Origin of the sequence: Amycolatopsis sp. FBCC-B4732 (assembly GCF_023008405.1) — a bacterium.
GTDB lineage: Bacteria > Actinomycetota > Actinomycetes > Mycobacteriales > Pseudonocardiaceae > Amycolatopsis > Amycolatopsis pretoriensis_A.
This window is the reverse complement of record NZ_CP095376.1, coordinates 5,813,613-5,829,499: the sequence shown is the minus strand read 5'-3', so window position 1 is coordinate 5,829,499 and position 15,887 is coordinate 5,813,613. Positions and strand designations below refer to the sequence as shown.

The window sequence follows — 15,887 nt, the reverse complement described above, 5'->3', positions numbered from 1 at the left end:
TAGCATCGGCTTCTCGGAGGGACGACGCACAGCGGGGGCACAACAGCGTGTGGACGCAGCGGGACCAGATCCAGGCGTACCAGTTCCTCCGCCGCAGGCTCGTTTCCGCGCTCGTCGCCGCCGACGCCAACCACCCCGTCTCGCCCAGCCGCCGGCTCGTGCTCGCCACCGTGCTGGGGCTCGTGGCCGCGCTGCTCGTCACCGCCGTCTTCGGGATCATCGGCCTGCTGAACCCCTCGGGCGGCAAGGACTGGCTCGCCGGCGGCAAGGTGATCGTCGAAGAGGGCACCGGTGCGCGGTTCGTCCTCGGCGCCGACGGCGTGCTGCACCCGGTGCTCAACTACGCGTCCGCGCGGCTGCTGGCCGGCGGCACCGGTGAGGCGACCGTGAGCGTGTCGCCGGAGAACCTCGGCAAGGCGGGCCGCGGCACCCAGATCGGCATCCCGGGCGCACCCGACTCGCTGCCCGCGGCCGGCGCCCTCGTGAGCGCCGCCTGGACGAGCTGCAGCCGCACCAGCCAGGACGCGCCGGCGTCGGAGGAACCGCGCACCGCCGTCCTGCTGGCCCCGCCCGCGTCCGGCGTCGAACTGCCGCGCGACCAGGGCGTGATCGTCCGGCTGCCGCAGGGCGACCGCTTCCTCCTCGCCGGCGGGCGGCGTTACAAGCTCAGCGACGAAGCCGCGACCGCGCTGCAGTTCGACAGCTACCCGACGATCGCGGTGTCCTCGCGGTGGATCGACACCGTCCCGGCCGGGCGCGACCTCGCCGCGCTCCCGGTCGAGGGCGCCGGCGACCGGGGCCCCGCGCTGGGCGGGCGCGAAACCCGCGTCGGTGAGGTGCTCGCCGTCGTCGACGCGATGGCCGCGCCCGGCGCCGCGACTTCGTACTACCTCGTCCGCCGCGACGGTCTCGAGCCGGTCGGGCAGACCGAAGCGAGCCTCCTGGTGACGACGGAGGCCAACGCCGCCGCCTACACCGGACCGCCGGCGCCGGTGGAGGTCCGCGCGGCCGACGTCGCCGCGGTGGCCAAGGTCGCCGCGCCCCGCGCCGGCGGCGCCGACCCGGCGGCCTACCCCGACCGCATCCCCGGCAAGGCGCCGATCACCGGCGGCTCGGTTTCCCTGTGCGTTCAGGGCAGCCGGTTGCTCGTTTCGGCCGAATTCCCGCTTTCCCCTGGTGCCAAGGCAATCCAGGTCGCCACCCGGACCGAAGCAAGGGTGGCGGACGAGGTGTTCGTACCTCCGTCGGGGGGAGCCGTCGTCGTCGAAGCCGGCTCGGCCACCACCTACCTGGTGACCGACACGGGCCGGAAGTACCCGGTGGTGAGCGCGCAGGCGCTGTCCTCGCTCGGTTACGGAGGAGTGGCGAAGTCACCGGTCGCAGGTAGTTTGCTGGCATTGGTGCCGACGGGCCCCGCGCTGGACCCGGCCACGGCCGGGCGGCCGGCTCCGTCGGGTGGAACGGGGTGAAAGTCGTGCAAATGACAGAAGAGCGTTCGACCGGCGACGTGGACCATGGGCGGGTCCGCGTCGCGGTCATCGAGGACCATCCGCTGTACCGCGTCTCCGTCGAGCGCGTGCTGGCCGAGGCCGACTTCGTCGAGCTCGGCGCGGTGGTCGACTCGGTGGCGCGGTTCCACGTGCACCGGCAACCACCGGGCAGCGTCGTCCTGCTCGACCTCGGGCTGCCCGGCGTGGCGGGCGCCGCGGCGGTGCTGGAGGTGTGCGAGCTCGGGCACCACGTGCTCGTCGTTTCCGCCCAGGCGGAGCCGGAAGTCGTGCTGGGCGCGATCGCGGCGGGGGCGCGCGGCTTCCTGTCCAAGGACGTCGACGCCGACGAGCTGCTGATCGCGATCAAGACGGTCGCCGGTGGCGGCGCGTACGTCTCGGCGGTGGTCGCCGGGATGATCATGAAGGACAACGCGGACCGTCCGGCGGTCTCGGCGGACGTCGAGCTGTCGCCGCGCGAGGAACAGGTGCTGCGGCTGGTGGCGGCGGGGGAGCGGGACGTCGACATCGCGCTGATCCTCGGCATCGGCGTCCGGACCGTGCGGGGCTACCTCGACCGCATCCGCGACAAGACGGGGGAGCGGCGGCGGCCGGGCCTGGTGAAGGAAGCCATCCGGCGTGGCCTGATCGGCGGCGCGGGCCCCCGGCGCGGCGGCCGCAAATGAGCGACGAGGAAGAGACGCCGGCCCCGCCCCCGCGGCGGATCCACGTGGGCGTGATCGAGGACCACCCGCTCTACCGGTACGCGCTGACCCGCGTGCTCACCGAGGCCGCGGACATCGAGCTCGGCGCGGTCGCCGATTCGGTGGCCCGGTTCGCGGTCCAGGACCAGCCGGCGGGCAGCGTCGTCGTCCTGGACCTGAAGCTGAGGGGCGTCCAGGACGCGGCCGCGGTCCTGGAAGTGGGGCAGATGGGGCACAAGGTGCTGGTGGTGTCCGCGCACGCGGAACAGCCGGAGGTGCTCGGCGCGATGCAGGCGGGCGCGAAGGGCTTCCTGTCCAAGGACGTCGACGGCGACGAGCTGTTGCGCGCGATCCGCACCATCGCCGACGACAACGCGTACGTGTCGCCGACGCTGGCCGGGATGATCATCCAGGACAGCGAAGACCGGCACGCCGGCCCGAAGATCGTGCTGTCGGAACGCGAAAAGCAGGTGCTCCGGCTGGTGGCGGCCGGGGAGCGGGACGTCGACGTCGCCGAGATCCTCAACATCAGCGTCCGGACGGTCCGGTCCTACCTGGACCGCATCCGCGACAAGACCGGCGAACGGCGACGCGCGGGCTTCGTGCGGGTCGCCATCCGCGAAGGCCTGCTCCGCTGACAGGACCCCGCACTTTCACGTGAAAGTGACCCGGAGTGCGCGCTCCGGATCACTTTCACGTGAAAGTGCGGCTTTGCGGTTCAGAGGCGGCGGTTGGCCAGGGCTCCCGTCGCGGTGCGGGCCTTGGCCGACACGGCCGGGTCGACGTCCACCAGCAGCGTCTCCGGCGCCGCGCCCGCCTGGGCGACCACGCGGCCGAAACCGTCGGAGACCGTCGAGAAGCCGATCCCGGTCGGTGCCTTCGGGTTCACCGCGGTCCCGGTCGCCGCCGGGTCGGCCTGGCCGCAGCCCAGCACCCAGCAGCCCGAATCCAGGGCCCGCGCCCGCACCAGCACCTCCCACTGGTCGCGCTTGCCCTCGCCCGCGCCCCACGACGCCGGCAGCAGGACGACGTCGGCGCCGTCGTCGGCCAGGGCGCGGAACAGCTCCGGGAAGCGCACGTCGTAGCAGGTCGCGACGCCGTAGACCACGCCGTCCAGCTCGAACGTCGTCGCCGAGGCACCGGGGGCGACCGTGTCGGACTCGGCGAACCCGAACGCGTCGTAGAGGTGGATCTTGTCGTAGCCGCGGTGGTGGCCGCCGCCGGTGATCAGCAGCGTGTTGCGGACCCGGCCCTCGTCCGCCGGAGTGAACATCCCGGCCACGACGACCACGTCGTACTCGGCGGCGACGGCGGCCACCGCCGAGGCCCACGGCCCGTCGAGCGGCTCGGCGACCGGTTCCAGCGGACGGCCGAAGCGCGCCATCGTCGCCTCGGGGAACACGACGATCCGCGCGCCGCCCGCCACCGCGGCTTCCACCCCGGAGCGAACGAGTTTCAGGTTCGCCTCCGGATCGTCACCCGAGTTGACCTGGCACAACGCGATTCGCGCCACCGCTGCCTCCTGCATGCTGGGATCCGCCGTCACCGGGGAGTATCGCCGACGAGTGCTCCAGTGTGACCTCGTACCCTGGAGGGCATGTTGAACCGCACCGACCTGCGCGGGCAGGTCCCGACCGCCGCCGAACTGCGCGCGACGCTCCCACGCGCCGAATACGACGTGGACGCGGCGCTGCACCACGTGCGCCCGGTGGTCGAGGCGGTCCGCGACCGCGGTGTCGAAGCCGTCCTCGAGTACACCGAGAGGTTCGACGGCGTGCGCCCCGCGTCCGTGCGGGTGCCGCGCGAGCGCTTGACGCGGGCGCTGGCCGAGCTGGACCCGGCCGTGCGCGCGGCGCTGGAGGAGTCGATCACCCGCGCCCGCAAGGTGCACGCCGAGCAGCGCCGCACCGACGTCACGACCACCGTCGTCGAGGGCGGCACGGTCACCGAGAAGTGGGTGCCGGTCGAGCGCGTCGGGCTGTACGCCCCGGGCGGCCTGGCCGTGTACCCGTCCACCGTGGTGATGAACGTCGTCCCGGCGCAGATCGCGGGCGTCGGCTCCCTGGTCGTGTGCTCGCCGCCGCAGGCCGCGTTCGACGGCCTCCCGCACCCGACCATCCTCGCCGCGGCCGAGCTGCTCGGCGTCGACGAGGTGTGGGCGGCGGGCGGCGCGCAGGCCGTGGCGCTGATGGCGTACGGCGGCACGGACACCGACGGCGCCGAGCTCGCCCCGGTCGACACCGTCACCGGGCCGGGCAACATCTACCTGACCGCGGCGAAGCGGCTGCTGCGCGGCCTGATCGGCATCGACGCCGAGGCCGGGCCGACCGAGATCGCCATCCTCGCCGACGAGACGGCCGACCCGGTGCACGTCGCCGCCGACCTGGTCAGCCAGGCCGAGCACGACCCCCTCGCGGCGAGCGTCCTGGTGACGACGTCGGCCGAGCTGGCCGACGCCGTCGACAAGGACCTGGCCAGCCGCGTCGCCGCCACCAAGCACAGCGAGCGGGTCGCCGAAGCGCTGGGCGGCAAGCAGTCCGGCGTCATCCTCGTGTCCACTGTGGACGACGGCCTGCGGGTCGTCGACGCCTACGCCGCCGAGCACCTGGAAATCCAGACGGCGGACGCGCGCGCGGTCGCGGCCCGGGTCCGCAACGCGGGCGCGATCTTCGTCGGCGCGTACGCCCCGGTTTCGCTCGGCGACTACTGCGCCGGGTCCAACCACGTGCTGCCCACCGGCGGGTTCGCCCGCCACTCCTCGGGCCTGTCGGTGCAGAGCTTCCTCAAGGGCATCCACGTCGTGGACTACTCCGAGGACGCGCTGCGCGAGGTCGCCGGCCGCGTCGTCGCGCTGGCGAACGCCGAGGACCTGCCCGCGCACGGCGAAGCCGTCACCGCCCGGTTCGCGGGGGAGGAGGCCCGATGACGCTCGGCGACGAGATCACCCTGGCCGCGCTGCCGCTGCGCGAGGACCTGCGCGGCAAGTCCCCGTACGGCGCGCCGCAGCTGGACGTCCCGGTCCGGCTCAACACCAACGAAAACCCGTACCCGCCGCCGCCCGAGCTGGTCGCGGACGTCGTGGCGGCGGTCCGCGCGGAGGCGGCCGAGCTGCACCGCTACCCGGACCGCGACGCGCTGGCGCTGCGCCAGGACCTGGCCGACTACCTGAGCGTGTCGACGCGGGTCGTGCTGTCGGAGGCGAACGTCTGGGCCGCCAACGGGTCCAACGAGGTGCTGCAGCAGATCCTGCAGGCCTTCGGCGGTCCCGGGCGCACCGCGCTCGGCTTCGAACCGTCGTACTCGATGCACCCGATCATCGCCTCGGGCACCCGCACCGAGTGGGTCCCGGCCCCGCGCCGCCCCGACTTCACGCTGGACACGGCGGCGGCCGCGCGGCTCATCCGCGAGCGGCGGCCGGACATCGTGTTCGTCACCAGCCCGAACAACCCGACCGGCGGCTCGATCCCGAAGGGCGAGCTGCGCGTGGTGATCGAGGCGGCGACCGGCATCGTGGTCGTCGACGAGGCGTACGCGGAGTTCTCCTCGCGGGCGAGCGCGGTGGAGCTGCTGGGCGACTACCCGGCCCAGCTCATCGTGTCGCGCACGATGAGCAAGGCGTTCGCCTTCGCCGGCGGCCGCCTGGGTTACCTGGCCGCCGCGCCCGCCGTCGTCGACGCGCTGCAGCTGGTGCGCCTGCCGTACCACCTCTCGCGGCTGACGCAGGCGGCGGCGCGCGCGGCACTGCGCCACGCCGACGCCACGCTGGGCAGCGTGCACAAGCTGTCCGCGGAACGCGACCGCGTCGTGGAAGCGCTGGCGGGCCTGGGTTTCGAGCCGGTCCCGAGCGACGCGAACTTCGTCCTCTTCGGACACTTTCCCGACCCGGGCGCCGCGTGGCGGGCCTACCTGGACGCGGGCGTGCTGATCCGCGACCCCGGCATCGAGGGGCACCTGCGCGTGAGCATCGGCACCCCGGAAGAGAACGACGCCTTCCTCGAGGCGAGTAAGGAAGTTTCCCGATGACGCGCATCGGCAAGGTCGAGCGGACCACCAAGGAGTCCTCGATCTTCGTGCAGCTGGACCTCGACGGCACGGGCGAGGTCGACATTTCGACCGGCGTGCCGTTCTACGACCACATGCTGACGGCGTTCGGCGTCCACGGCTCCCTGGACCTCAAGGTCGAGGCGACCGGCGACGTCCACATCGACGCCCACCACACGGTGGAGGACACGGCAATCGTCCTCGGCCAGGCGATCCGCCAGGCCCTGGGCGACAAGAGCGGCATCCGCCGCTTCGGCGACGCGTGGATCCCGATGGACGAAACCCTGGCCCACGCGGCGATCGACGTCTCGGGCCGCCCGTACTCCGTGCACGTCGGTGAGCCGGAGCAGTTCAACACGTTCACGATCGGCGGCAACTACCCGTTCGTGCTGACGCGGCACGTGTTCGACTCGCTGGCGTTCCACGCGCAGATCGCGTTGCACGTGCGGGTGATCCACGGCCGCGACCCGCACCACATCGCGGAGGCGGAGTACAAGGCGGTGGCCCGAGCCCTGCGCACGGCCACCGAGCCGGACCCCCGCGCGGGCGGCATCCCCTCCACGAAGGGCGTTTTGTGAACAGCAGCGTCGTCGGCGTCCTTTTGCTCGCCCTCGGTGGTTTCCTGGTGGGCGGCGTGTATTCGACGTGGAAGACGGCGAAGTTCATCGCGGTGGTGCTGGGCATCGCAGCCCTGCTGGCTGTGGGCGGCGCGATCTTCTGGTTGTCCAGCTAGGCCAGGCACGCTTGAGGCCGGAACGGGACTGGTCCACGGCGTTGGGCACGGAGAACCTCCGACCAGTCCCGCCGACGCGACTCTGGTCGGGCCGCTTCGGCCAGTTTCTGGCGGACCGCGGCGAAAGACGCCACCGCGCCGCTGGCGATCTCGTCTCGATCTCTGAGCCTGTATGAGCGGATCGGGTCCGCCGGTCCGGGGTGTCGGTGCGGGCCATCGCGGTCGAGCTGGGGCGTCCGGCCTCGACGATCAGCCGGGAGCCGGAGCGTGACGGGCAACCGGAGGGCAGCTACCAGGCGCACGAGGTGGCCGCCGACCGCGACCGGAGACGAGCAAGCTGGCCGCAGATCCGGGGTTGCGGGCGGTCGTTCCGGATGGGCTGGATCAGCGGCGTAGCCTCCAGCAGCTTGGCGCTCGGCTGCGACGGGACCATCCCGACCGGTCGGAGTGGCACGTGACCCACGAGACGATCTACCAGGCGTTGTATGTGCAGGCCCGGGTGGCCGGCCCCCGCCCTCCCTGGGGGGGGCGTCCCACGTCCAGTCTATCGGCGGTGGCCGACAACCCCCGTGGCCGAAGCCCGGTTGTCCACAACCCCGCGGGGTTGTGGACAACCGGTGGTTCAGCGGCTCGCGCCGACCAGTTCGCGCTCTTCCGGCTCGTCCAGGTGCTTGGTGAGCTTCTCGCCCTCGACGTCGACGTCCGGCAGGATGCGGTCGAGCCACTTCGGCAGCCACCACGCGCCGCGGCCGAGCAGGGACATCACCGCCGGGACCAGGGTCATGCGGACCACGAACGCGTCCACCAGCACGCCGAACGCCAGCGCGAAGCCGATCGACTGGATCAGTGACGACTCGGCCAGGATGAAGCCGGCGAACACGCTGATCATGATCAGCGCGGCCGCGACGACCACCCGCGCACCGTGGCGGAAGCCGGTCACCATGGCCTCCTGCGGTTCCGCGCCGTGGACGTGCTCCTCGCGCATCCGCGTCACCAGGAACACCTGGTAGTCCATCGCGAGCCCGAACAGGACGCCGATCAGCAGGATCGGCAGCATGCTCATGATCGGGCCGGTCGACGCGACGCCGAGCAGATCGGTCAGCCAGCCCCATTGGAACACCGCGACCACCGCGCCGAACGTCGCCGCGACCGAGCCGAGGAAGCCGATCGTCGCCTTCAGCGGCACCACGACCGAGCGGAACACCAGCATCAGCAGCACGAACGCCAGGCCGACGATCAGCGCGAGGTACGGCAGCATCGCGTCCGACAGCTTCTCCGAGACGTCGATGTTCGCCGCGGTCTGGCCGGTGACCGCGAGCTTCGCGCCGGTCGCGTTCTCCAGGACGCCCGATTCGGCGCGGATGGCGGCGACCAGATCCTCGGTCTGCGTGCTGCTCGGGCCGCTCTTCGGGATCACCGTCAGCAGCGCGGTGTCGCCGGTCTGGTTGACGCGCGGCGGCGTCACGGCGGCGACGTCGGGCAGCTTCTGGATGTCGGCGGCGGCCTGGCCGAGCGCGGCCTGGCGGTTGGTGCTCGCCCCGGTGTCGACGACGACCAGCAGCGGGCCGTTGGAGCCCTCGCCGAAGCTGCGGCTCGCGATGTCGTACGCCTTCTTCTGCGTCGACTCGGGCGCGGCGGTGCTGTCGTTGGGCAGGCCGAGCTGCATGCTCAGCGCGGGCAGCGCGACGACGGCCATCCCGGCCAGCGCGACGAGCAGCACCGGGATCCGGTGGCGGGCCACGAACCGCGCCCAGCGCTCACCGTGCGTCGGTTCGACCGCCTTGCGGCGCAGCCGGATGCGGTTGCCGGCGACGCGGGCGCCGGCGAACCCGAGCACCGCGGGCAGCAGCGTCAGCGCGATGAGCACGGAGACCGCGACGGTCACCGCGGCGGCGACGCCCATCTGGCCGAGGAACGGGATCCCGACGACGGTCAGGCCGGCCAGCGCGATGATGACGGTGAGCCCGGCGAACACGACGGCCGAGCCGGCGGTGCCGACCGCGCGCCCGGCGGCTTCCTCGGGTTCTCGCCCGAGACCCAGTTCGTGCCGGTAGCGCGAGACGATGAACAGCGCGTAGTCGATGCCGACGGCCAGCCCGATCATCAGCGCGAGGATCGGCGTGTTCGAGTTCAGCTCGAGGAAGCCGGACGCGAGGAAGATTCCGCCCATCCCGGTGCCGACGCCGATCAGCGCGGTGAGCAGCGGGATGCCGGCCGCGACGAGCGAGCCGAAGGTGATGATCAGCACGACGGCGGCGACCGCGACACCGAGGCCTTCGGTGGCGCCGGTCTCGGGGATGCCCTGCACGGCGTCCCCGCCGAACTCGACGGTGAACCCGGCGGCACGGGCGGCGTCCGCGGGGGCTTGCAGCGCCTGGCGGTCCTCTTCGGTCAGCTCGTACGCTTTCGCTCCGTAACTGACCTGGGCCAAGGCGACGCGCTGATCGGGTGAGATCGACTGCACCTGGAACGGGTCCACGACGGCGGCGACCTTCGGGGCCGTCTTCAGCTGCGTGACGAGCGACTCGACGGCGGCCTTGCCCTTCGCGTCGGTCACCGTGGCCCCGGCCGGAGCCTCGATCACGACGCGCGCGGTGGCGCCCCCGGCGTTGGCCTGCGGAAACTTCTCGGTCAGCTGGTCGATCGCCCGCTGCGACTCGGTGCCGGGGATCGTCACCGAGTTCGAAAGCTGGCCCGAAAGCGTCAGGGCACCCAGCCCGAGCGCCACGAGGACGGCCGCCCAGACGGCGGCGACCAGCGCTCGCCGTCGGAAGGACAACCGGCCGAGCCGGTACAGAAAGGTCGCCACGAGTCAGCTCCGTTTCGCCCGGACGGGCTCGGTTCACTCCATCAGGTCTCTCCCCAAGCTAGCCGATCGGCAAGGGTGCTTCCAAGTCGATCGGCAAGTATGTGACTTGTCGAACAGCAAGGTTTATCCCAGCCGATCGGCTAGTAAGCGAGTTTGCCGATCGACAGGGAGTGACGTAGGCTCCGACGGCTCGCTGAGGAGGAAGAATGACCGCCGGCCCGGCCGAGGACACCCGGACCCGACTGCTGCAGACCGCGCTGCGCTTGTTCAGCGAACACGGGGTCGAGGGCACGTCGCTGCAGATGATCGCCGACGCGCTGGGGATCACGAAGGCCGCGGTCTACTACCACTTCAAGACGAAGGCGGAGATCACCGAGGCGGTGGCCGAGCCGGGCGTGCGAGACCTGGACGAGCTGGTGCTGCGAGCGGCGGCCCAGAAACGCCGGGGCGCGCAGGTGGACTTGCTGCTGGAGGGGTTCATCGACCTGGTGATCCGCCACCGGGCGCTGGTGGCGCTGTTTTCGAGCGACCCGGGCCTGATCCGCGCGATCGAGAAGTCCGCCCACGGCGGGATGGAGGGCTTCGGCCAGGCCCTGCTGGGCATTTTGGCGGGCCCGGACCCGGACGCGACGGCGCGGGTGAACGCGATGGTGACGCTGACGGGCATCGCGATGGCGGGCGGGTCCCCGGATCTGGCCCGCATGGGCGACGACGAGCTGCGCACGGAGCTGCTGGACGTGGGCCGGAGGTTGCTGGGGCGCCCGCGCCGCCGGACAGCGGGTGCGGTGCCGGCTCTTTGAGCTGAGCGAAGGTTTGCGCGCCTGGGCGGCCGACTCGCGTGGGGCAACGGCCGGCGCGAGGGCGGCGACTTGTGTCTGGCTGGCCGGACGCGAGGTGGGGGACTTGCCTGTGGCCGGTGACTGGTGCGGTGGGCACTTGCGTCTGGGCGGTGACCGGTACGCGGGGCGGCGACTTGTGTGCGGCCGGCTGCTCGCGCGGTGACGGTCCACTTGGGTGGAGGCGGCGGCTCGTGCGGCGGCAGCCGATCTGTGGGGCGGCGGTCCGCGCGGCGGCGGCTGACTTGTATGTGGCCGGTGCACGGGGCAGCGGCTTGCGTCTGGCCGGGCGGCTTGCCCGCAGGCGGCCGACTTGCGTGCGGCCGGCGCGCGGGTGGGCGACTTGCGGTCGGTCGGCTCGTGCTCAGTCGAGGCGGGTGAGGTGTTGCGGTGGGACCGCTGCCGTGAGCCAGACTCCGTTGGCGCTTACCTGGAACTTGTGGCCCGCGTTCGCCATGGTGGCCGCGTCCACCCGGAGGATTACCGGCTTTCCGTGGCGGGCCGCCACTGTGCGGGCCGTGTCCGTCGTTGTGGACAGGTGGACCGCGTGGCGGTTCATCGGGCGGAGGCCCTCGTGGAAGATTGCGTCCAGGAACTTCGACACCGTTCCGTGGTACAGGACCGGTGGCGGGGTTGCGTTGGGCAGGCCCAGGTCCACCGTGATGCTGTGGCCCTGGCTCGCGCGGATGCGGGTGCCTGTTTCGTCGAAGGCGAAGCGGCGCTTGTTGTTCGTCTCGACGACCTCGTCGAGTTGGGCACGGGTGACCGCGAAACCGTTTGTGCGCAAGGCGTCGAGAAGGGTCTCGACGCTCACCCAGCCGTCCGGGGAGAGGGTGAGGCCGAGGGCTGCCGGGTCGTGGCGGAGGTGGCGGGCGAGTCGCTTCGAGATGCGGGTTCGGTGCTTTTCGTTCATTTCCTTTCCAGGATCCCGCCGGGGGCAAGCGGTTAAATGCCGCCCTCGATCGCTGGGCGGAGTTTGCTTGCGCCTGGGCCGTGGCGGGACAGCTCGTCGTCGTTGTTGTAGAGCGCGCAGCTGCGCAGGGACAGGCAGCCGCAGCCGACGCAGCCCGTCAGGCGGTCGCGGAGGCGTTGCAGGGCGTCGATCCGCGCGTCGAGTTCGTGCTGCCAGTCGCGCGACAAGCGCGCCCAGTCGGCCTTCGTCGGCGCGTGGTCTTCGGGCAGGGACGCCAGTGCCGCGCTGATGTCCTCCAGGGACAGCCCGACCCGTTGCGCGGCGCGGATGAACGCGATCCGGCGCAGCACCGAGCGCGGATAGCGGCGCTGGTTACCCGCCGACCGCTCCGAGCTGATCAGCCCCTTCTCCTCGTAGAACCGCAGTGCCGTGTGCGGCACCCCGCTGCGTTCCGCCACCTGTCCGATGCTGAGATGTTCAGCGAGCCTCGTCACCTGCTCAGGCTATCCTTGACTTCGAGTTTAGTCGAGGTTGCATCGTCGGGTCATGACCACTGCGACCGAACCGGGTTACGCCGACCTGTCACGGCTGATCTCGCTGATGACCGGGGACGACAAGCACAGCGCCGCCGCGGAGTCCACTGTGGACGTACTGTGGGTGCTCTACGACCGCGTCCTCGACGTCACGCCCGAAAACTTCCGCGAGCCCGGCCGCGACCGCTTCCTGCTGTCCAAAGGACACGGCCCGATGGCGTACTACGCCGTGCTCACCGCGAAGGGCTTCATCGCCGAGGCGGAGCTTCCGACCTGGTCCGACCCCGTCTCCCGGCTCGGCCACCACCCCGACCGGCGGCGGGTGCCCGGTGTCGAGATCTCCAGCGGATCCCTCGGCCACGGCCTGCCGATCGCGTTCGGCACCGCGCTCGGCCTGCGGGCCCGCGGCCTGACGGCGTCGAAGGTCGTGACGCTCGTCGGCGACGCCGAGCTCGACGAAGGCTCGAACCACGAGGCGATCGTCGTCGCGGCGCGCGCCGGCCTGGAAAACCTGACCACGGTGGTGATCGACAACCAGTCCTCCTCACGCGGCTGGCCGGACGGGATCGCCCGGCGCTTCGCCGTCGAAGGCTGGGAGACCCGTGAGGTGTCCGGCCGCGACCACGACGCGCTGTACGACGCCTTCACCACCGCCCACCCCGGCCGCCCGCTCGCGGTGGTCGCCGTCGTCGAACCGAAGGGCTGACCCATGTCGTCGATGCGCGAAGCGTTTTTGAGCACCACCGAAGAGATCCTCGACGCGGACCCGGACGTCGCCGTCGTGCTCGCCGACATCTCGGCCGCACAGCTCGCGGGCGCCGCACGGCGCCACCCGGACCGGGTGATCAACGTCGGGATCCGCGAGCAGCTGCTGGTCAGCGCGGGCGCCGGGCTGGCGCTCGCCGGGCTGCGGCCGATCGTGCACACGTTCCCGTCGTTCCTGGTGGAGCGCGCGTTCGAGCAGATCAAGCTCGACTTCTCCCACCAGGAGGCCGGTGGCGTCCTCGTGTCCTACGGCGCCTCCTACGACATGGCCGCGGAAGGGCGCACGCACCAGTCCCCGGGCGACGTCGCGCTCATCGACTCGCTCCCGGGCTGGACCGTGCACGTACCGGGCCACCCGGACGAGGCACGCCGGCTGCTGCTCGAGTCGATCCCCGGTGACGGCCGGATCTACCTGCGCCTTTCGGCCCAGGAGAACGCGTCGCCGCACCTCGGCGTCGGCTTCACGCGCCTGCGCGAGGGCGCACGCGGCGTCGTGGTGGCCGTCGGCCCGGTGCTGGACCGCATCCTGCGCGCGACGGCGGGCCTCGACGTCACGGTGCTCTACGCCTCGACGATCCGCCCGTTCGACGCCGCGGGCCTGCGTGCCGCCGCGCTGGCCGCCGCACCGGACGTGGTCCTGGTCGAGCCGTACCTGGCCGGGACGTCCGCGCACTGGGTCGCGGAAGCTCTTTCCGACGTGCCGCACCGGTTGCGGTCGCTCGGTGTCCGCCGGGACACCGAAGTCCGGACCTACGGCGGCATCGCGGACCACGACCTGGCCCACGGCCTCGACGCGGGCTCACTGGCGTTGTCGATCAAAGATTTCCTCCAGGGGTAGCGGGGCCGCTAGCGTGGCCCCATGGGGTTCCGGATCAGGCCGCTCGCGCTCGGGCTGGTGTGGCGCGGCGACGCGCTGCTCGTGTTCGAAGGACGCGACGACGTCAAAGGCGAGACGTACTGCCGGCCGCTCGGGGGCGGAATCGAGTTCGGCGAAAGCGGCAAGGACGCCCTTCGCCGGGAGTTCGTCGAGGAGCTCGGCGCTGAGCTCCTCGTCGGCAAGCGGGTCGGCGTGCTCGAGAACATCTTCACCTGGCAGGGCAGACCCGGCCACGAGATCGCCTTCCTCTACGCCGCCGAGTTCACCGACCCCGCCTTCTACGAACGCGAAGAGATGAAGATCCTCGACGACCCCGCCACCGCGCGCTGGGTCGACCTCGCGGACTTCCGTGACGGCCGCAAGATCCTCTACCCGATGGGGCTCCTCGAACTCCTCTCAGCGGATCAGTGACCGCGAAGTCGCCTCCAGCCCCAGCTCCACGCCGGCACCGAGCGGCGTCCGGCTGAACCACACCGAAAACGGGCCGTCCGCGCGGACCGGCAACTGCGGAAAGGTGTTCTCCGACGGCTCGGTCTCGAACGCCGCGAACGCGGAATCCGGTGGCGAAGCCGGCGGAGAGATCGCGACGTGCAGGCCGGAACCCGGTGGGGGAGCGGAAAGCCCGCGCCGGACCGGCCGCAGCAGCAGGACGTCGTCGGAGTCGATCATCGTCGCGTTCGCCGCCTCCCGGTGCTCCTTCCACACCGGGCCGAAGTAGAACTCCTCCAGCGCAGCTTTGCGCGCCGCCATGGAGGGGAACCCGCGCAGCCACACGAACTTGTCCGGCGACGCGCGTTCGCGGAACATGCCGAACAGGTGCGCGCCCGCCGCCTCCTGGGGCTCGACGAACTCGCGCTCGAACAGCTCGATGAGCTCGTCGCGCCGCCCCGGGTGCAGGGTGTAGCGGCGGAGCTCGATGACGGTTTCAAAGTCGGTGAAGGTCATGCCGCCGAAGCTAGCGGCCACCACCGACAAAAAACCGGTCAGCGGAAGGCCGCGAGCCCCGTGATCGCCTGACCGAGTGACAGCGCGTGCATCTCCTCGGTGCCTTCGTACGTCAGCACCGTCTCGAGGTTCGCCATGTGCCGCATCACCGGGTACTCCAGCGAAATCCCGTTGGCACCGAGCATCGAGCGGGCCGTGCGCGCCGCGTCCAGAGCCGACCGGACGTTCGCCATCTTTCCGAAGCTGACGTGGTTGTGGTGCAGCGTCCCGGCGTCCTTGAGCCGCCCGATCTGCAGCGCCACCAGCCCGGTGCGGTTCACCTCGACGAGCAGGTCGGCGAGCTTGCGCTGGGTCAGCTGGAACCCGGCCAGCGGCTTGCCGAACTGCGAGCGCGAAAGCGTGTACTCCAGCGCGGCTTCGTAGCACGCCCGCGCCGCGCCGACGACGCCGAAGAGGATGCCGTAGCGGGCTTCGTTCAGGCAGGACAGCGGCCCGCGCAGCCCGCGGACCTCGGGGAACGCCGCCGAGCCGGGCAGCCGCACGCCGTCCAGCACCAGTTCCGCGGTCAGCGACGCCCGCAGCGACAGCTTGTGCTTGACCTCGTTCGCGGTGAAGCCCGGCGTCGACGTCGGGACGACGAAGCCGCGGACGCCGTCGTCGGTCTGCGCCCAGACGACCGCGACGTCGGCGACGGTCCCGTTGGTGATCCACATCTTCGTACCCGACAGCACCCAGTCGGAGCCGTCGCGCACCGCGCGCGTCCGCATCGAGCCCGGGTCGCTGCCCGCGTCCGGCTCGGTCAGCCCGAAGCAGCCCAGCGCGTCGCCGGTGGCCATCCGCGGCAGCCACTCCTGCCGGTGCTCTTCGCTGCCCCACTTGTGGATCGCGTACATCGCCAGCGAGCCCTGCACCGACACGAAGCTGCGCAGCCCGGAGTCGACGGCTTCGAGCTCGCGGCACGCGATGCCGTACGCGACCGCGCTGGTCCCGGCGCAGCCGTAGCCCTCCAGGTGCATGCCGAGCAGGCCCAGCGATCCGAAGCCCTTGGCCAGTTCGGCCGCCGGGAGCGCGCCCGTTTCGTACCAATCGGCGATGTGGTCGAGCAGGTTGTCCTTCGCGTACGCGCGCACGGCGTCGCGAATGGCGCGTTCCTCTTCGGCGAGCCCGGCGTCGAGGTCGAGAAAATCGTGCGGATCAGGGGTGCGGCTCATGAGGGCTCCCGGGGGACGCGTCAATGCGGCCTT

General features: G+C 71.7%; 17 protein-coding genes and 1 pseudogene. 12 read left to right on the top strand and 6 right to left on the bottom strand.

Annotated features, from left to right (window positions below; all coding sequences use genetic code 11):
* Window positions 1–47 precede the first annotated feature (47 nt).
* Genes eccB through MUY14_RS25195 form a run of 3 tightly spaced genes read left to right on the top strand, consistent with a single transcriptional unit; the run spans window position 48 to window position 2,829 of the window.
* Window positions 48–1,469, top strand: a complete 1,422-nt coding sequence (gene eccB, locus MUY14_RS25205; protein ID WP_247012467.1) for a type VII secretion protein EccB — start codon at window positions 48–50, stop codon at window positions 1,467–1,469.
* An 11-nt stretch (window positions 1,470–1,480) separates the two neighbouring features.
* On the top strand, window positions 1,481–2,173 hold the full coding sequence (locus MUY14_RS25200; RefSeq protein WP_247012465.1) for a response regulator transcription factor: 693 nt from the start codon (window positions 1,481–1,483) through the stop codon (window positions 2,171–2,173).
* The gene (locus MUY14_RS25195; protein WP_247012463.1) at window positions 2,170–2,829 is read left to right on the top strand and encodes a response regulator transcription factor; all 660 of its coding nucleotides are present in this window, start codon (window positions 2,170–2,172) and stop codon (window positions 2,827–2,829) included. The genes MUY14_RS25200 and MUY14_RS25195 overlap by 4 nt, the downstream gene beginning before the upstream one ends.
* A gap of 80 nt (window positions 2,830–2,909) precedes the next feature.
* Here MUY14_RS25195 and MUY14_RS25190 read toward each other — a convergent pair whose 3' ends face one another.
* Window positions 2,910–3,704, bottom strand: coding sequence for a carbon-nitrogen hydrolase family protein (locus MUY14_RS25190; RefSeq protein ID WP_247025235.1), 795 nt, complete (start codon window positions 3,702–3,704; stop codon window positions 2,910–2,912).
* 84 nt (window positions 3,705–3,788) lie between these two features.
* Between MUY14_RS25190 and hisD the strand changes: the two genes are divergently transcribed.
* From hisD to MUY14_RS47360, 5 genes and pseudogenes are all read left to right on the top strand, one after another.
* Window positions 3,789–5,117, top strand: coding sequence for a histidinol dehydrogenase (gene hisD / locus MUY14_RS25185; RefSeq protein WP_247012461.1), 1,329 nt, complete (start codon window positions 3,789–3,791; stop codon window positions 5,115–5,117).
* Window positions 5,114–6,214, top strand: coding sequence for a histidinol-phosphate transaminase (locus MUY14_RS25180; protein WP_247012459.1), 1,101 nt, complete (start codon window positions 5,114–5,116; stop codon window positions 6,212–6,214). The genes hisD and MUY14_RS25180 overlap by 4 nt, the downstream gene beginning before the upstream one ends.
* The gene (hisB, locus tag MUY14_RS25175) at window positions 6,211–6,810 is read left to right on the top strand and encodes an imidazoleglycerol-phosphate dehydratase HisB (protein ID WP_247012457.1); all 600 of its coding nucleotides are present in this window, start codon (window positions 6,211–6,213) and stop codon (window positions 6,808–6,810) included. The genes MUY14_RS25180 and hisB overlap by 4 nt, the downstream gene beginning before the upstream one ends.
* Complete coding sequence (locus MUY14_RS25170) at window positions 6,807–6,965, top strand: hypothetical protein (RefSeq protein ID WP_247012455.1); 159 nt, start codon at window positions 6,807–6,809, stop codon at window positions 6,963–6,965. Before hisB ends, MUY14_RS25170 begins: the two co-directional genes overlap by 4 nt.
* Before the next feature lie 194 nt (window positions 6,966–7,159).
* Window positions 7,160–7,423, top strand: a pseudogene (locus tag MUY14_RS47360) (hypothetical protein); the annotation flags it as partial.
* 164 nt (window positions 7,424–7,587) lie between these two features.
* On the opposite strand, the gene MUY14_RS25165 reads toward MUY14_RS47360, so the two are convergent.
* A complete protein-coding gene (locus MUY14_RS25165) occupies window positions 7,588–9,774 on the bottom strand; it encodes an MMPL family transporter (RefSeq protein WP_247012453.1) in 2,187 nt (728 codons plus the stop codon).
* Between the two features lie 206 nt (window positions 9,775–9,980).
* Here MUY14_RS25165 and MUY14_RS25160 point away from each other — a divergent pair, with 206 nt between their 5' ends.
* On the top strand, window positions 9,981–10,574 hold the full coding sequence (locus MUY14_RS25160; protein ID WP_247012451.1) for a TetR/AcrR family transcriptional regulator: 594 nt from the start codon (window positions 9,981–9,983) through the stop codon (window positions 10,572–10,574).
* 400 nt (window positions 10,575–10,974) lie between these two features.
* Here the strand turns inward: MUY14_RS25160 and MUY14_RS25155 are convergent, their stop codons facing one another.
* Window positions 10,975–11,523: an RNA 2'-phosphotransferase gene (locus MUY14_RS25155; protein ID WP_247012449.1), complete on the bottom strand. Its 549-nt coding sequence runs from the start codon at window positions 11,521–11,523 to the stop codon at window positions 10,975–10,977.
* Between the two features lie 32 nt (window positions 11,524–11,555).
* Entirely contained in the window at window positions 11,556–12,017 is a 462-nt protein-coding gene (soxR, locus tag MUY14_RS25150) for a redox-sensitive transcriptional activator SoxR (protein WP_247012447.1), read from the bottom strand.
* Window positions 12,018–12,069: 52 nt separating this feature from the next.
* Between soxR and MUY14_RS25145 the strand changes: the two genes are divergently transcribed.
* Genes MUY14_RS25145 through MUY14_RS25135 form a run of 3 tightly spaced genes read left to right on the top strand, consistent with a single transcriptional unit; the run spans window position 12,070 to window position 14,109 of the window.
* Window positions 12,070–12,762: a thiamine pyrophosphate-dependent enzyme gene (locus tag MUY14_RS25145; RefSeq protein ID WP_247012445.1), complete on the top strand. Its 693-nt coding sequence runs from the start codon at window positions 12,070–12,072 to the stop codon at window positions 12,760–12,762.
* A 3-nt stretch (window positions 12,763–12,765) separates the two neighbouring features.
* Window positions 12,766–13,659 (top strand): transketolase family protein, encoded by an 894-nt coding sequence (locus tag MUY14_RS25140; RefSeq protein WP_247012443.1) that lies wholly within the window; start codon window positions 12,766–12,768, stop codon window positions 13,657–13,659.
* Window positions 13,660–13,680: 21 nt separating this feature from the next.
* Window positions 13,681–14,109 (top strand): NUDIX hydrolase, encoded by a 429-nt coding sequence (locus tag MUY14_RS25135; RefSeq protein WP_247012441.1) that lies wholly within the window; start codon window positions 13,681–13,683, stop codon window positions 14,107–14,109.
* Here MUY14_RS25135 and MUY14_RS25130 read toward each other — a convergent pair.
* Both MUY14_RS25130 and MUY14_RS25125 read right to left on the bottom strand, forming a co-directional pair.
* On the bottom strand, window positions 14,095–14,643 hold the full coding sequence (locus MUY14_RS25130; RefSeq protein WP_247012439.1) for an NIPSNAP family protein: 549 nt from the start codon (window positions 14,641–14,643) through the stop codon (window positions 14,095–14,097). The two genes, MUY14_RS25135 and MUY14_RS25130, sit on opposite strands and share 15 nt — an antisense overlap.
* Before the next feature lie 38 nt (window positions 14,644–14,681).
* Window positions 14,682–15,854 carry an acyl-CoA dehydrogenase family protein gene (locus tag MUY14_RS25125; RefSeq protein ID WP_247012437.1) on the bottom strand — a complete coding sequence of 391 codons (1,173 nt, stop codon included), beginning with the start codon at window positions 15,852–15,854 and terminating at the stop codon, window positions 14,682–14,684.
* Window positions 15,855–15,887: the final 33 nt, after the last annotated feature.

Coding starts and splice junctions, on each gene's coding strand:
- MUY14_RS25130 (WP_247012439.1), bottom strand. CDS start 14,643: ATGACCTTCACCGACTTTGAAACCGTCATCGAGCTCCGCCGCTACACC.
- MUY14_RS25160 (WP_247012451.1), top strand. CDS start 9,981: ATGACCGCCGGCCCGGCCGAGGACACCCGGACCCGACTGCTGCAGACC.
- MUY14_RS25180 (WP_247012459.1), top strand. CDS start 5,114: ATGACGCTCGGCGACGAGATCACCCTGGCCGCGCTGCCGCTGCGCGAG.
- hisB (WP_247012457.1), top strand. CDS start 6,211: ATGACGCGCATCGGCAAGGTCGAGCGGACCACCAAGGAGTCCTCGATC.
- MUY14_RS25155 (WP_247012449.1), bottom strand. CDS start 11,523: ATGAACGAAAAGCACCGAACCCGCATCTCGAAGCGACTCGCCCGCCAC.
- MUY14_RS25145 (WP_247012445.1), top strand. CDS start 12,070: ATGACCACTGCGACCGAACCGGGTTACGCCGACCTGTCACGGCTGATC.
- MUY14_RS25200 (WP_247012465.1), top strand. CDS start 1,481: ATGACAGAAGAGCGTTCGACCGGCGACGTGGACCATGGGCGGGTCCGC.
- MUY14_RS25135 (WP_247012441.1), top strand. CDS start 13,681: ATGGGGTTCCGGATCAGGCCGCTCGCGCTCGGGCTGGTGTGGCGCGGC.
- MUY14_RS25140 (WP_247012443.1), top strand. CDS start 12,766: ATGTCGTCGATGCGCGAAGCGTTTTTGAGCACCACCGAAGAGATCCTC.
- hisD (WP_247012461.1), top strand. CDS start 3,789: ATGTTGAACCGCACCGACCTGCGCGGGCAGGTCCCGACCGCCGCCGAA.
- MUY14_RS25125 (WP_247012437.1), bottom strand. CDS start 15,854: ATGAGCCGCACCCCTGATCCGCACGATTTTCTCGACCTCGACGCCGGG.
- MUY14_RS25195 (WP_247012463.1), top strand. CDS start 2,170: ATGAGCGACGAGGAAGAGACGCCGGCCCCGCCCCCGCGGCGGATCCAC.